Source organism: Spirosoma spitsbergense DSM 19989, assembly GCF_000374085.1.
In the GTDB taxonomy this organism is placed as follows: Bacteria; Bacteroidota; Bacteroidia; order Cytophagales; family Spirosomataceae; genus Spirosoma; species Spirosoma spitsbergense.
Genome location: NZ_KB893414.1, coordinates 1 through 15,686, shown reverse-complemented (window position 1 = coordinate 15,686; position 15,686 = coordinate 1). Strand labels below are relative to the sequence as shown.

The following is a 15,686-nucleotide window of genomic DNA, read 5'->3' as shown; positions in this document are numbered from 1 at the left end:
CTATCTGTATGGGTCCAAAGCGTGTTTTCATCTTTTTTTTTACGACGATCAGTCGGTACCTGACTCAGACTCTTTTCCAGGACTTGTCGCCCCAAGTCGAGCCAAATCTCCTCAAATGACTTCTCGTAGTCATAGAAGGTAGGCTTACTTCTGAGGGCTTTGAGTTCGCTATATTTCTGGCGGGCCAAAGCCACATATTCTTCTTCGGTGAAGGGCAGGGAGTGTTCGTCAGGCATGCCCTAAGCTACGACATGGTTGCGACAATTTGAATTGCACCCTTTCAAGTTTCATACTTTTTAATGTCTTGATTAATCTATCAATTCCACAATTTGCTAAATAATCGTTGGGAGGCTGGCTTAATCCGCTTTCATAGCCGGAATTATTCGTAATGTTTTATGCTTAAATTTCAAACTGAGACATCACTAAAAGTCGATGTCGGAAGGAATATATAAATAAACAGGGTACTATACTTCAGCCACTAGATCAGTTTCCTTTTTTTTGGTTTTGATCTCGTTAATCTTGTCAGCCAATTGATTTTTAATAGAGCGAATATCATTGGCAATTTCAATAAAGAACCATTCGCCCATCTCGTACTGCTTCCGTACGGTATTAGCAGCCGGTAACCAGCGGTCTTCTACGTACTGCTTCTTGGCTGCTTTGTCGCGGTTCATGCCCGTAATTTCAATGATCAGGTTGACAATTGGCCCATCGACTAATTGAATCCGAGCAACAAAATCGGGGAAGTACTGCCGTTCTTTTCCTTCGTTGACATAAGGAATAGCAAAGCCCAAAAACGCATTTTTAACGTAGCTGATTACGTCGGGGAGTTCTTCCAGCGTTTTAGCAGCTATCTGCTCCCAACTTTCGGTATCAGCCACCACATAGTTAACGTGGCTCTTTACAGTTTCAAAGACCGGTTTGGAGGTATTGCCCGTCACGTATTTTGTACTGCCGAATCGGTTGTAGTGGTTGAAGATGGGCAGGATAATACTGGTATCCCGACTAGCCGCCATCACACCCCGCTGAATATGATCGGCCAGGGTTTTCTGGTTCCAGAAGTACAACAGCCGTTTATACACTGGATTCGTTTCGCCAAGCAGTTGTACCCGGGTATCGTACCACTCCTGCACAATATCCCGCAATTGACTAAACTTGCTGAACTGGGGTTGATTATCCAGACCCGAGTAATACAGGTGAATCAGTTGTTGGGTAACCCGGTAAACCACCTGCTGATCGCGCAGGTCATTGACTGAAGTAAATTCCAGCGTTTCGGTATGGGCTTCAAACGCATTCTGCATGAGCGTTTTTACCGGCATGCTGGTATAGTCAATCTCGAATGGTTCTACCGCACTAAAATCGGCCCGTAATTCATCGTCCGTTGTTTCTACCCGGTAGCCAATGATATTGGGAAACGTTATTTCCAAGTCAGCCTGCCGGTCAGGGAGAGCCATGATGCGAGTATATTCGGGCACATCGGGAGCTACGGTGCTGCCCGTTTTGAACGACTTGAATGGTACGCCGATAATGTGAGCGTACTCGGGAGGAAACTTCCAAACCATTGACTCCAGCTTTCGGCGGAGGGCCGTTTTCGTATCGAGTTGTTCGCCCGTCAGTTTATCGTAGGGAGCCAAATCGTAATGCTTCCGGCGCAATGCCCGACCAGCCACCTGCTCGCACAGGAGTTGGGAGCCAAAAGCCCGCAGGCCCATAATGTGCGTAACCGTATTGGCATCCCAACCTTCGGTCAGCATCGATACCGAAACTACGCAGCGGATATGTGAACCTAAAGTACCCGGTTTCCCGACCGTATTCACCACTTCCCGCAAAACCTCTGCATCAGTCAGTCGGTCGGCTGATCCCTGCCCATGCAAACGGGCGTATTCCAGCTTGAATTTCTCTATTTCGGGCGCAAAGACTTTCTTAAACTCATCGTCAATCTGCCCACTGTCGTCTAAGGCTGCACTATCAATCAGCAGCGTAGGCGGTTTGGTTTTTGGCCGGTCATACTGGTCGAAATTATCGAACAGATCATAATGGCCGTGGTAGGTCTTTGTAACGTTACCATCTACATCCTTTACCTGAAAGCCTGCAATGAACTTATAGAGTTCTTTAGAAACAGAGGTGTTGTTACAGACCGCAATAAACACCGGAGGGATATTAAACAGCGTACTAATGCGTTCGTACTCCTTTTCGTAATGTTCGTAAAACTGGCCGGTAGCCGCTACCAGCAACTCTGGCATTCGGGGTGGTTCCTCATTGATAACAGTCCCCGCTTTTTTTGCATCCTTCTTTTGGGTGGTTTGCCCTTTCTTGGGCAGATCTCCCTTTACGTGCTCGTACAAATTGCGTAACATCGGCCCATCGAGGCTCTGCGAACTATCCGATTCGGGCAAAAAGGGAATCTTGACCAAGCCGGACTCGATAGCATCAATTAAGCCAAAATCGGATACAATCCAGGGAAACAGCGAATAGGCCGGATAGCCGGAACCCTGCAAATAATAGGGAGTAGCCGACAGGTCATAGATGTGCCGTACCTGATAGCGGTTTGCTATCTCCCGAACACCGGTAAACCAGACCGCAGCCCGGGCATTTTCTTCTTCGGTATTGCCATCGTCGGTTTTCTTTCCCTTTTCGAGTGGCAGGTAGCAGTGGTGCGCTTCATCGTTGATAATGATGACACGGGCACCGGGTTTAATTGATCCAAACAGCCGTTTGAGTACCTGGCTGAAATCCTCCTTATTATCGCCCAAACTGTCGTTCTTGACCTCCTTGACCTCCCCATCTACAACCTGCCGGGTTACCTTACCATCAAAGGGCGTTCGTTTGTTACCCTGCAAGGTTTTAGGTTCAAAGGCATGGTAGTTGGTAATGATGATACGGGCATTCAAACCATCCAGTAAATCTGCATACCGTTCGGGCACCAGCCCCCGCTGCCGGTAGTAATCGTTTGCTTTGTATTTGTCGGTTGTGCTGGTATCAACCTGCAATACATTCAGCCGGTCGCGGATGGTGATACCCGGAGCCACCAGCAGGAAGTAATCGGAAAAGCGGGTATCGGCCCGGTACTCCTGTCGGTTGAAATAGTGGTATAGAATCAGAGCCGCCATTACAACCGTTTTACCGGTACCGGTAGCCATTTTAAAACCGAAGCGAGGTAAACCAAGTGCCTGCGACTCCTGCGCATCAGCCAGCCTTTTCAGGATGCTACTACCCGTATTCGACCGACCGGCTACCTCATTGAGCCAGATAGCCGTTTCAATTGCTTCCTGCTGGGCAAAGAATAATTTTTTACGCGGAGGTAAAGCATCATTGTCGGACTGAAACCAGAATGCAAGTAGTTCGGCCGTAACCCGGGTAGTATTCAAATAACCATCCTGCCGCCATTTCGCTACTTCGTTTCGCAACAGGTTAACCAATTGCTCCCCGTATTGTGCGGTATTCTCATTTACGTCAAAGATCTCCCGTTGCCCCTTCGTGCTGGTCGGCGCACCGGATAGATCATTGGTGAAGATTCGTCGGCCTGTTACAATTCGGCCATAATCCAGACTGCCTTTCTGGTCGCCATCGCCAGCCGTAGCGTAATGAAAAAGTGGCTCCTGGTATGGATTATTAAGAATCGGGGAAGGCTCCATGAATTAATGGGTGGTCAATAGGGCAAAAGTAAACGATTACCTATCAAGTCAGCCTTTTTACATCTGAGGAAATTCAGTAAAGTGCCTAGCTCGAGTATGCCAACAATCTTGTATATTCATAAGGTAGACAAGTAAGATAATTACCCCTCTATTTACAAATGACCCCCCATTGATATAGTTGATGGTCGACATCCAAAATAGAATAAAATAGAATGATTGACATGCCATTCGAGCGAGGACGAAAGAAATCGGTAGGGAGGCAGGCCGGTACGCATAGTGACCGGTATCAAAACCAAAACAGAATACATGCTAATTGAGCAGCAGAAACAGAAAATAGATATTCCAAAGTCTGATTATCTGAGAGAAAAGGTTTACCCTTATACCCTACATCACATGCTATTCACCCGTGTTTAATCCTGAAACACCGATTTTTCTGTATAGTAAGCTATCTAAGTGCTTATATAGGGTATTATTAGAATAGTGGTATAAATTTTAGCCAATCAATTGAAAGTCAATCACATATGCATTATTGTAGTAAATTTCAACCAATGTGGTGTTTACACTCGCATTGTAATAGCATTTGACTAGCAAACAGATAGTATTTCGCCACTGGATAGAGTTCCGAGGGTTAGCCTGCGCGTATGGCAACCGGTCTTATCCTGGGGAAACCTACCCCCCTATTAAGAATTGACCTTGTAACTTATTGAGTTTACCCACTCCCTAAGGGGCATTGGGGCATATGGAGCGTAAATATATTTTAGTCAGCTATCTGTCGAAGTATTAATGACGAATCAGCGGTAAACCGTTGCAACTTGACCAAAGTTTATTGCTTTCCGTACACCATTCCGTACACGCGCTAAATGCAATAACGCCTAACCAACTGAATTACAGTCAATTAGGCGTTATAAATGTGCCGAAGGCGAGACTCGAACTCGCATGTCCGTAAAGACACACGCCCCTGAAACGTGCGTGTCTACCAATTTCACCACTTCGGCAATTTTTTTGTGGTAATTCCCTCGTTTGGGACTGCAAAGATACGGCGTACTAATCCGTACGCGCAAGATTTTTCACTAAAATATTTCTTGGCTAACGGTTAAACTGCAAGCGCTTCCCGGCCCGCTCCGCCAGGAAGCGTCCTTTCTGGAATACTAATTCGCCCGATACAACGGTATGCGTCACGGTTGACCCGAACGTATTTCCTTCCAACGGCGACCAGCCGCACTGATACAGAATATTTTGCTTCGATACGGAGGTTGGCTGATTCATATCTACCAGCACCAGATCGGCCCAGTAACCTTCCCGAACGTAGCCACGCCGATCGATCTGAAAACAGTCGGCGGGAGCGTGGCTCATTTTACGCACCATTGTCTCCAGCGTCAACTTTTCCTGCTTCACAAACTCAAGCATCAGCAATAATGGATGTTGCACCAAGGGCAGGCCGGATGGTGCCTGCCAGTAATTTTGCTGTTTCTCGCCCCAGGTGTGGGGAGCATGGTCAGTGGCGATAATGTCCAGCCGGTCGTCCAGCAAGGCTTCTAAAAGAGCCGCTTTATGGTGCGGGGCTTTGATGGCAGGATTGCATTTGATCTGATTTCCCAGCCGGTCATAGTCCGTACTGTCGAACCACAGGTGATGTACGCATACTTCGGCCGTAATCCTTTTTTCGGTTAGCGGGATGGTATTATCGAACAGGGCTAACTCGTCGGCCGTTGAAATATGCAGGATGTGTAAGCGGGTGTTATGCCGTCGGGCCAGTTCAACGGCCATAGATGACGATTTCAGGCAGGCTTCTTCATTTCGAATCAACGGGTGTAACTCAGCCGTGGCCATACGTGGCCCGGCGCTGTCGCCATACTCCGCCCGGTACCGTTCTGTGTTGGCCCGGATGGTGGCTTCGTCTTCGCAGTGGGTGGCAATCAGCATGGGGCTTTGCCGGAAAAGGCTATCCAGCACCGACTCGTTGTCTACCAGCATATTCCCGGTCGATGAACCCATGAAGACTTTAATCCCACAAACATTTCGGATATCAGTACGCAGCACTTCGTCGAGGTTATTATTCGACGCGCCCATAAAAAACGAGTAGTTGGCTAAGGCAGTTTTGTCGGCAATGGCATATTTATCAGTCAGTAATTCCTGCGTGAGTGCGTTGGGGACAGTGTTAGGCATCTCCATAAATGTGGTAACGCCCCCCGCTACCCCCGCCCGCGACTCGGAGTAGATCGTTGCTTTGTGGGTCAACCCCGGCTCCCGGAAATGCACCTGATCGTCAATCACACCCGGCAGTAAATACTGACCGTCGGCGTCAATTACCTGACTGACACCCACATCAGACAAGCCTGATTTCAGTTGGGCAATAAACCCATTTTCTATCAAAACATCCGTTTCAATAATACGGCCTTCATTGACCAGTCGAGCGTTGCGAATCAGGATTTTACTCATAACAATCGGGCGGCTTCTTTGGCAAAATACGTTAAAATTACATTGGCACCCGCTCGTTTAATCGCCATCAACGATTCCATCATGGCACGTTCTCCGTCGAGCCAGCCGTTTTGGGCGGCTGCTTTAATCATGGCGTACTCACCACTCACGTTGTAGGCCGCAATGGGTAAGTGAAAGTTGTCATCCAGTAGTTTGATGATGTCCAGATAGGCCAGCGCCGGTTTCACCATCAGGAAATCGGCACCTTCCTCGAAGTCGAGCTGGGCTTCAATCAGGGCTTCCCGGCTATTGGCGGGATTCATCTGGTACGTTTTCTTATCGCCAAATTTCGGGGCCGAATCCAGCGCATCGCGGAAAGGACCGTAGAAAGCACTGGCGTACTTAGCCGCATACGACATGATGGCTACATCCTGAAAGCCTCCTTCGTCCAGTACCTGCCGCAGGTAACCCACGCGGCCATCCATCATATCGGATGGACCGATGATATTGGCACCGGCCTGCGCCTGGGCCAGGGTCATTTTGCCCAGTACCTCCAGCGTCTCGTCGTTCAGAATTTTACCGTTCTCCACAATCCCATCGTGCCCGTCCGAACTGTATGGGTCCATGGCCACATCGGTCATAACCATAACCTCAGGAAAGCGGTCCTTAATTGCCCGTACCGATTGTAAATACAATCCATCGGGGTTATAGCTTTCGGTAGCGTATTTATCTTTTCTGGATTCGGGCAGGTTCGGAAACAGATCGAACGTTTTGATACCCAGATCGACGCATTCCTGAATTTCGTCCAGCAATAAATCGAGCGACAGCCGGTAAACGCCCGGCATAGACGCAACTTCTGAGCGAACATTTTTCCCTTCCAGAATAAAAAGGGGTAGAATAAAATCGGTAACCGACAGACGGGTTTCCTGCACCATATCCCGGATAACCGCTGACTGGCGATTCCGGCGCGGGCGACGTATTAAGTTCATAAGTTTTTGGTATTCGGTTTACGGTCTTCGGTTCACGCCGGGTCGCCGGTACGGTAGACTGACGCGTAAACCGAAGACTGTAAACCATAAACTGACTCAGACAATTAATTTAAAGCCTTCGCCATGTACGTTCACTAACTGAACATCCGGGTCTTCGCGAAGGTACTTGCGTAGCTTGGTCACGTACACATCCATACTTCGGGCGTTGAAATACGAATCATCCCCCCAAACCATTTTCAGGGCAAAACTACGACTGACGGGCTGATTGAGGTTCTGTGCCAGCAATTTTAATAACTCAGATTCCTTGCTGGTCAATTTTTGCGGTGGCACCTCGTTACCCGATTCACCATGTCGGGAAAGAAGTTGATGGGGATAATCGAATGAGAGAGAGCCAATCTGATAGGTAGTCTGTTCTACTACATCAGCCGTGCGCTGATACCGACGCAAAATGGCCTGGATCCGCAACAACAGCTCTTCCATGCTAAAGGGCTTCGTGACATAATCATCGGCCCCGGCTTTAAATCCCTGAATGGTATCCTCTTCCATCGACTTGGCCGTCAGGAAAATAATGGGGACATCGCGGTTACCCATCCTGACCTCTTTGGCGAGGGTGAAACCGTCTTTTTTCGGCATCATCACATCAAAGAGACACAGGTCATAATTACCCGCCATAAATAATTCCAGCCCCTTGTTACCATCAGTGGCGCGGTCGGTCTGGTAGCCTTTCATGGTCAGGTATTCCTGAACCAGTTGCCCCAGATTGGGGTCATCTTCAACGAGTAGTACGGTAGGCATATCTTTGAATGAGTGATTGAGCGAATAAATAAGCGAATAATTGATACAAACAATCCACATGCGTTAGCTATTCGCTCAATCATTCATTCGCAATTGTGTAGGGTATAATAACCTCAAAAGAACTTCCTTTTCCGGGCTGGCTTTCCACCGCTATCTGGCCGTGGTGCTGGTCAATAATCTTTTTAACGTAACTCAACCCTAACCCAAATCCTTTTACGTCGTGCCGATTGCCTGTGGGCACCCGGTAAAATTTCTCGAATATACGGCTTGCCTGATCTTTTGTCATCCCTATACCTTTATCGGAAACGGTAATGCTCACCCCCTCGGGCAGGCTTCGGGTACTGAGGGTAATGTGCGGGCTGGCGGGTGAATATTTCAGGGCATTGTCCAGCAGATTATAGACAATATTGGTCAGGTGTAGTTCATCGGCCTCCACCACTTCCTGGTCGGCATCAAAATGCAGGTCGACCTCACCACCCCGCTGCTCTATCTGCAGCCCCAGATTGTTCAGTACTTTTTCGATTACGTTATGCACGTTTACGAATGACAGATTGAGTCGTATTTCGCCCCGGTCCAGCAGGGCCATTTGCAATACTTTCTCCACGTGCGAACCCAATCGACGGGTTTCGTCGCGGATGATTCCCATGTAGCGGGTTAGCCGGGAATCGGGTTGTTCGCCCGGTTCCCACTGGTTTACCGGAGCACATTCTCCCACCGTTGTTTTTTTCGCGGACAGAAGCTGTTCCTGCGCCATTTCAACGGCCAGGGAGATGGTTGAGATAGGCGTTTTGAACTCATGGGTCATATTATTAATAAAGTCATTCTTGATGTCGGCCAGTTTTTTCTGCTGCACAATCGTATTGATAGCGATGTAGAAACAAGCCAGAATAACCAGTATCAACACCACCGATGCGCCGGACATAAATCCCAGTCGATCCAGAATGAACTGCTGCTGAGTTGGGAAATATACATAAACGTAGTTACCGGTTTCCAGCAAGTTGTTCGGGAACAGTGCCGCTTTATACCCTACTTCATCAAATTGCCGGGCTTCGGTGCCCATCGAAGCAAACAGGAACTGGGGCTGCTCCTGCACCCGAACAGCATAGGCAAACGGAATCCGGATGCCCCGCTCCACCAATGCCTGCCGGAGTAACGTATCCAGTGCCAGCCGATTGATACGAGCCTGAATAGGCCGGTCGGATAACAATAGTCCTTTGAGCACATCTTTAATCATGTGCGATTGCTTTTCTGCCCGGTTCTGACTGGTACTGGTTGGCAACGTGGGTAAGCCAGCCTTTACCACCTCGCTCCCCTTACTGACTGATTGTTTTTTCTGGCGTATGCTTTTGCTGTCCGCCCTCGGCAGCGAATCCCGCTTGACCTGATTATTGATCCGGATCAATTCGGTGGTCAGGACCTCTTCAACCCAATGGTCGAACAACTGTTTCTGCATCATTTGCGCCTGCCAGTCACCAACCGCCATAAGCTCGTTCTGCTGTCGAATGAACTCCTCCACAATGGCCGATTGCTCATCCGATAGCGGGTGAACTATAGGGTGTAGTACGTCGGACTGAACCACAATTGCCCCCGCAGAGGCCATACCGGGCGGCATCATTTTCCAGGCCAGCGGCCGATCTCTTTCTCTTTTCGGGCGATTAGCCGGTTTTCTGGTGGCTGCATTTTCTGACTGTCCGACTGATTTGCTTTGATCATCTGATACCCTGGAAACGGGCTTATCTTCTTTTTTTGCGATGGCCATCAGGCTATTCTGCTGTTCCTGCGCCTGAATTCGCTGCCTGGTCAGATATACAATCTCCTGACGTTCCAGCGTTCGAACAACTTCCTGCAACGCATCCGTCACCTTATAGGCAAACTGTTCTTTCTGTAACTGTAGCGCACTCCTGATCCAGTACAATTGCAGACCCACCAGCCCCAACAGTCCAATGGTCATCAGCGCAACAATCCAGCGTATTCGTTGTTTCGTCATTTTTTCACCTCCCCGTGCAACCTTTTACCATTTTCTTCATCTTTAGTAAACCGTTGTAGCTATTAGTAAAACTACGAACGGAATAGGCTGTTCGTTAATTCGTTAACAAACTTTAACAGCCTGGCTGCAACCTATTAACTATTTATTTAATCCTTCGTTTATACGTACCTAATCTCATGAAAAAAACAGTCTTAACCTTCTCCCGGTTCATACCGGCCCTGCTGCTAACCGTTGCCTTAAGTAGTTTTGCGCTGGCGCAGACCCCTGCAACACCCTCGAAAAAAGTAGAAAAAAACGAGGTTACTGTCCGAATTATTGAACGCAATGGTACGACTGTCAGGGAAACAGAACGTACCTACCGCGCCGATGACATGAGTGATGATGACCGCGATAAACTCGTTACGAAACTGGTCGATTCACTCAAAACAACGCGCAAGGATAGGGGACGTACGCAGATGACGATTGTTATCGAAAGTAACGATGGGAATCGGGTAGTGACACGCGACCGCGTTAGACCCGAACTAAAACGAGCGCCCAAAGATGCCTATGTGCAGCGAAACAGGTTGCCTAAGGCGGGTAATAATTACAACAACAACCCGGCCTGGCGATACGAGTTTCGGCAAAACTTCGACTCGCTGGCCGACCGGATGAACCGGTTCCGATTTGAATTTCCCCGGGATTTTGATCGGCAGATTGTCCGTCCTTTTGAAAACTGGTCCCAGAACTTTGGCGGGAAACCTGCCAGTGTTCGTGGGCTGGATGCTTATCCCAACAACCCGGACCGCAACCAACTGAACGTCCGTTTTTCGGCACCCGCTAAAGGAGACGTCAGTATCATCGTCACCAATACGAAGGGAAAGGAAGTAGCCAAACGCGAAATAAAAGATTTCTCCGGTGAGTTTGTGGGTCAAATTGACCTGGGCAAACAATCTCAGGGAACTTACTTTATTACCGTTACTCAGAATGAGGACGGAGCCGTGAAGCGGATTGTGGTGGAGTAATGACAGGGACAATCGGGTGAAAGAGGAAGAGTGGTAGTAATTCAGCCCTTTTTCACCCGATTTTTATAACACAGAAATATTTTTTTAAAAATATAGTACTATGTATTGCAAGATACCAAAGGAAACCTATATCTTTGTATTGTTATTAAACACGTCAGCTTATGAAAACGGTAATAGTCGTCGGTATGTTAGTTGCAGGAAGTAGTCTTCAGGCATTCAGCATGGGGCAGCCACACAATGTGTTTGCGGCCCGGAAACATGTGGTTACCAGGCCATCCGTGTCTGTTGTAAAACAGAAGGTTACAGACCAAAAGAATGATGTATCGATATGCTGGCAAAATATAGTGAAAGCAACCAAAACAATGTTTGGAGACCTGGTTATCGTCGCTTTTTCGCATATCAGTCCAGTGCATACCTTTTGAGTTATTCGTATACTTTCTCTCCGCGCTTCAGCCAGATGCCCCACAGCCGGGAGTAGGCATGAACACGCTGCGTCGGTTTCCCCTTCCCATCTACGACGGGATTCCCTTCATTTACCCATTCAAACAGACTACCATATAGATTGTGTACGTGCTGATAGCCAGCCGCCAGCAGTTTCTCTCCCACCTTTTCACTTCGGTAGCCTACCGAACAGTACACAACGATATTCCCATCTTTAGGAACATCTGTTACCCGGTTCAACTCAAATTCATCGTAGCCAACCCATTTGGCCCCGGGCAGATGACTCACGTTGTACTCTTCTTTCGTACGGGTATCCAGCAGAATAGCATCCGGCTGTTTCTGCAAAGTCGCTACGCTCATCAATGGCACCGTCTTTTTGTATAACGCATCCAGCATAGTGGCATATGCTTTGCTGTTTATCTGGGCATCACTACCAAACGATATACTAAGCAAAGCTCCCAGTAAAATCCATCCTTTTTTCATCAGTCGTTGTCAAAAAAACCAAAAGATCGCGGGCAATAACGGGTAAAGAGCAAAATAGTTGAAGAAGTTCAAATTTGTCATAACCAGCGTATTACACGGCTTCCAGCCTGTAAAAACCATAGTTGATTTTGTATTAATCCGTTGCAAAGAACGATTTATATACATTTTTTCGTTAAAAACTTAGACAATTCAGTGATTAGAACCGCATTTCGATAGTCTTTGGCTATTTTTATGGTTTACCAGAAACCACCGATAACTGATTTTACTCCCTTACTGACCGATTGCTCATGCGGAATATTGTTGTACGACCAATTTTGCTTATTGGCCTGCTGTCCGTCAGTTTACTAACTGCGTTTGGCCTAACCAAGCCGGGGCGTAGCTTCTGGCATCGCCTGTCCCATACTAAACGAGTGAGCAGGCCTGTAGCCAAAAAGCCCATTGTTCGTGCACTGTCAACAACGCTACTGCCCTATAAATTCGGGCCAGCCGCCCAGCCGGTTGAAGTGTTTTCCCTGCCGGATAGTGGCCAACAGTGGGTAGACAGCGTATTCCATTCCCTCACCCCCGAACAGAAAATTGGTCAGTTTTTTATGGTGGCCACGTTCTCCAACCGCCATGAAAATCATTATCAGTATATCGACCATCTTATTCAGAACAACCACATTGGCGGTTTGATTTTCTTTCAGGGTGGCCCCCATCGGCAGGCTATCCTGACAAACCGCTATCAGGCTGAGTCGAAAGTGCCCCTGCTCATTGGCATCGACGGGGAATGGGGCCTGGGTATGCGGCTGGATAGTACGATGGATTTCCCGAAACAAATGTCGCTGGGAGCTATTCGGGATAACGAGTTAATTTACCAGATGGGCGCGGAAATCGGACGCCAATGTCAGCGGCTTGGTATTCACATCAACTTTGCCCCCGTTTCAGACATCAACAGCAATCCGGCCAATCCGGTTATCGGGGTTCGTTCCTTTGGCGAATCGAAAGAGAATGTAGCCCTGAAAGCATCTGCCTATATGCGTGGTTTGCAGCAAACGCACGTGATTGCTACTGCCAAACATTTTCCGGGCCATGGCAATACCAGTGCAGACTCGCATCATACGCTGCCAACCGTGGCGCGGTCGTCTGAACAAATGCGCGACATTGACCTTTACCCCTTTCGGAAGCTCATTGCCGACAGTTTGATGGGGGTTGTTACGGGCCATCTGTACGTACCCGTTATGGATAATACCCCGGCGCTGGCCGCGACGTTATCCGAAAAAATCGTTACGGAACTGCTTAAGAAAGAACTGGGGTTCCGGGGACTGGTCTTTACGGATGCGCTGAACATGGGGGGCATCAGTCGGTCGTCTAAAGCGCTGGATGTCAACCTTCGAGCATTAATAGCGGGCAACGACATCCTGCTCTACCCCGAAAACGTCCGTGAGGCTGCGCTGCATATCCTGAGTGCCGTTCAACAGGGGGTTATTTCGCAGGAGTTTATCGACGAGAAAGTTAAAAAGATTCTTCGCGCCAAATACTGGGCTGGCCTCAATCAGTACAAACCCATTGATCTGGCCAATTTATCCACCGACCTGAACGCTCCCGAAGCGGAACTGCTGAAACAGAATCTTTGCGAGCAATCGGTTACGGTAACTGAAAATCAGCATGACCTACTGCCCTTCAATCGGCTGGATACGCTGCGGCTGGCATCGGTAGCCATTGGTGCCGCGCCGGGCAATGTATTTCAGAAAACACTCAATCAATACGCTCCCTTCAAGACGATAACCCTGCCCGATAAACCCGTTTCGGAGGCTAATCTGGCCGACATACTGGAAGGCATTGGTGATGCCAATACGGTAGTTGTCAGTTACCACCGCATGAGCGAATCGGCCAGTCGACAGTATGGCCTTACCAAGCCCTCCCTCGATCTGATAACCAGACTCAAACAACGGGGCGTAAAGGTGGTCGTTACGGCGTTTGGGTCGCCGTACAGTTTGCCAAAGTTTGCCGCAGCCGATGCGTTGGTTTGCGCCTATCAGGACCTGGATGATATGGAGCGAGTAGTGCCTCAGATACTGTTTGGTGGTTTGGGCGCCCGCGGCATGCTGCCCATTTCGATGGGTGAGTTGAAAATGGGCATGGGCCTGAAACTGAATCCCGCAGGGCGGTTGTCTGCCGGTTCGCCCGAAAGTGTTGGTATGAAGTCGTCCGTCCTGGATCAAATCGATGCGATTACGCAGGGAGCCGTTAAAAACCATGTAGTTCCCGGATGCGAGGTTTTGGTGGCGCGTAAAGGCAAAATCGTGTACAGCAAAAACTTCGGTGCATTAACCTACTCGCCCAATTCGGAAAAGGTAACCGACGAAACGCTGTATGACCTGGCCTCACTGACCAAAGTACTGGCTACGCTGCAATCGGTCATGGTTCTTTACGACCGAAAGCAGGTTGACCTGAATCAAAAAGCCTCCTTCTACCTGCCCGAATTGCGGAACACCAATAAGCAGAATATTGTGCTGACGGATTTGCTCTGGCACCAGTCGGGTATGGTGTCGTATTACCCTACCACCTGGGACCGGACCCGGCTACCCGGCGGGGGGCTGAAAGCAAATTATTACTCAGCCACCCACGACAGTTTGCATACCCTTCAGATTGCCCCTACCCTTTGGGGTGTTCCGGCTCTGCGCGATTCGGTCTGGAAGTGGGTTGTTCAATCGCCCATGTCGCGCAAGATGGACCAGTCGGGTAAACCTGCATACGTGTACAGCGACCTCAACTTTCTGACGCTGCAAAAGATTGTAGAACGGGTTAGCGGGCAATCCCTCGACAAGTTTGTGACCGACAATGTGTACAAACCCCTGGGGTTACACCAGCTAGGGTTTACCCCTTTACAGCGGTTACCAAACCCCAGTTGTGCTCCAACCGAACAGGATACCTACTATCGGAACCAGTTACTGGTTGGCACAGTGCATGACCAGATGGCGGCTGTGCAGGGAGGAGTTTCGGGTCATGCAGGCTTATTTGGCAATGCCCATGATATCGCTACGCTGTTGCAGATGAATCTTCAGAAAGGCGTATACGGCGATCAGCGTATTTTTAATCTGATGACTGTCCCCTATTTTACCCAGACGCTCAGCAACCGAAGCCACCGCGCGCTGGGCTGGGATAAACCAAATCCAACCAGTACGAGTAGTGTGTATATGGCACAACAGGTTTCGTCCCGGTCGTTCGGTCACACGGGTTTTACGGGTAATGTAGTTTGGGTTGATCCCGACGAGGAGTTGATTTTTGTGTTCCTCTCGAATCGTATTTATCCTACAGCCGGTAATAACTCCATCAACACCACAAAACTTCGTCGGCGCATTCACGAAGTAATTTACAGTGCCATACAGTAGTAGTTTGTTGATTAAACGGCGATACCGACTTTCATTTACATATATTTCTTGCGTCATTTGTAGCCACTTCCGGTGTGAAGTGGCATTTTTATTGCGGTGTGTACCAAACGGCGATACGTACAGAATAGTTTGCTGATCCTGGCAGATAAAAATAGCTATCAATCAGCAGTTTACGAAAGAGAACTACTATACTCGCTTACCCAAACTATCCCACGAAAATTCATCTTTCCTGCGTATGCAATTCACCTCTAGACACTGTTCTGTCCATTCATTTTTTCTAATTGTAACAGTTTGCAATGATCGCTAAACAAAAGCTGCCATTACTGCTGTTGATGTGGTTGCACCCAAACACCTCCAGTAGCATGGCAGCTTCCAAAGATAAAATAAACTTCGCCACTATCTTCATTCCTATCGCTCAAAAAGACTATCCCCGCTTCATGAAAGAAATCGCTTTTGCCCGCCAACAAATCCAAGGATGGCTCCAGAAGCAACCCCAGTTGCTACCTGAAGCGATGCAGCAAGGCTTTGTCTTCAACGGAAAAAGCCGACTCTCCAAAAAATCCACC

At 48.5% G+C, this 15,686-nt stretch carries 10 protein-coding genes, 1 tRNA gene and 1 pseudogene; 4 read left to right on the top strand and 8 right to left on the bottom strand.

The features are described 5' to 3' along the window. The 7 genes and pseudogenes from B157_RS0105145 to B157_RS0105110 form a co-directional block, all read right to left on the bottom strand. Positions 1–236: pseudogene (locus tag B157_RS0105145) on the bottom strand (hypothetical protein); the annotation flags it as partial. 228 nt (positions 237–464) lie between these two features. Then, positions 465–3,632: a BPTD_3080 family restriction endonuclease gene (locus B157_RS0105140; RefSeq protein WP_020602303.1), complete on the bottom strand. Its 3,168-nt coding sequence runs from the start codon at positions 3,630–3,632 to the stop codon at positions 465–467. A gap of 911 nt (positions 3,633–4,543) precedes the next feature. Next, positions 4,544–4,627, bottom strand: a tRNA-Leu gene (locus B157_RS0105130). Positions 4,628–4,718: 91 nt separating this feature from the next. Beyond that, complete coding sequence (locus B157_RS0105125; RefSeq protein ID WP_020602302.1) at positions 4,719–6,071, bottom strand: dihydroorotase; 1,353 nt, start codon at positions 6,069–6,071, stop codon at positions 4,719–4,721. After that, positions 6,068–7,039: a porphobilinogen synthase gene (hemB, locus tag B157_RS0105120; RefSeq protein ID WP_020602301.1), complete on the bottom strand. Its 972-nt coding sequence runs from the start codon at positions 7,037–7,039 to the stop codon at positions 6,068–6,070. The genes B157_RS0105125 and hemB overlap by 4 nt, the downstream gene beginning before the upstream one ends. 96 nt (positions 7,040–7,135) lie before the next feature. Next, entirely contained in the window at positions 7,136–7,834 is a 699-nt protein-coding gene (locus tag B157_RS0105115; protein ID WP_026308503.1) for a response regulator transcription factor, read from the bottom strand. Positions 7,835–7,913: 79 nt separating this feature from the next. Next, complete coding sequence (locus B157_RS0105110; RefSeq protein ID WP_026308502.1) at positions 7,914–9,821, bottom strand: sensor histidine kinase; 1,908 nt, start codon at positions 9,819–9,821, stop codon at positions 7,914–7,916. Positions 9,822–9,997: 176 nt separating this feature from the next. On the opposite strand from B157_RS0105110, the gene B157_RS0105105 reads away from it, so the two are divergent. Together B157_RS0105105 and B157_RS0105100 are read left to right on the top strand one after the other, a co-directional pair. Continuing rightward, on the top strand, positions 9,998–10,822 hold the full coding sequence (locus tag B157_RS0105105; protein ID WP_020602298.1) for a T9SS type A sorting domain-containing protein: 825 nt from the start codon (positions 9,998–10,000) through the stop codon (positions 10,820–10,822). A gap of 161 nt (positions 10,823–10,983) precedes the next feature. After that, complete coding sequence (locus B157_RS0105100) at positions 10,984–11,244, top strand: hypothetical protein (protein WP_020602297.1); 261 nt, start codon at positions 10,984–10,986, stop codon at positions 11,242–11,244. 1 nt (position 11,245) lies between these two features. Here B157_RS0105100 and B157_RS0105095 read toward each other — a convergent pair whose 3' ends face one another. Beyond that, the gene (locus B157_RS0105095) at positions 11,246–11,746 is read right to left on the bottom strand and encodes a rhodanese-like domain-containing protein (RefSeq protein WP_020602296.1); all 501 of its coding nucleotides are present in this window, start codon (positions 11,744–11,746) and stop codon (positions 11,246–11,248) included. Between the two features lie 287 nt (positions 11,747–12,033). On the opposite strand from B157_RS0105095, the gene B157_RS0105090 reads away from it, so the two are divergent. Beyond that, complete coding sequence (locus tag B157_RS0105090) at positions 12,034–15,120, top strand: serine hydrolase domain-containing protein (RefSeq protein WP_020602295.1); 3,087 nt, start codon at positions 12,034–12,036, stop codon at positions 15,118–15,120. A 296-nt stretch (positions 15,121–15,416) separates the two neighbouring features. Further along, positions 15,417–15,686, top strand: a 270-nt coding sequence (locus B157_RS34475) for a hypothetical protein (protein ID WP_026308507.1), incomplete at its 3' end; no start/stop codon positions are given.

Bases quoted from the DNA above. Each gene is read 5' to 3' on its own strand.
- B157_RS0105140 (WP_020602303.1), bottom strand. From the start codon at position 3,632: ATGGAGCCTTCCCCGATTCTTAATAATCCATACCAGGAGCCACTTTTT.
- B157_RS0105125 (WP_020602302.1), bottom strand. From the start codon at position 6,071: ATGAGTAAAATCCTGATTCGCAACGCTCGACTGGTCAATGAAGGCCGT.
- hemB (WP_020602301.1), bottom strand. From the start codon at position 7,039: ATGAACTTAATACGTCGCCCGCGCCGGAATCGCCAGTCAGCGGTTATC.
- B157_RS0105115 (WP_026308503.1), bottom strand. From the start codon at position 7,834: ATGCCTACCGTACTACTCGTTGAAGATGACCCCAATCTGGGGCAACTG.
- B157_RS0105110 (WP_026308502.1), bottom strand. From the start codon at position 9,821: ATGACGAAACAACGAATACGCTGGATTGTTGCGCTGATGACCATTGGA.
- B157_RS0105105 (WP_020602298.1), top strand. From the start codon at position 9,998: ATGAAAAAAACAGTCTTAACCTTCTCCCGGTTCATACCGGCCCTGCTG.
- B157_RS0105100 (WP_020602297.1), top strand. From the start codon at position 10,984: ATGAAAACGGTAATAGTCGTCGGTATGTTAGTTGCAGGAAGTAGTCTT.
- B157_RS0105095 (WP_020602296.1), bottom strand. From the start codon at position 11,746: ATGAAAAAAGGATGGATTTTACTGGGAGCTTTGCTTAGTATATCGTTT.
- B157_RS0105090 (WP_020602295.1), top strand. From the start codon at position 12,034: ATGCGGAATATTGTTGTACGACCAATTTTGCTTATTGGCCTGCTGTCC.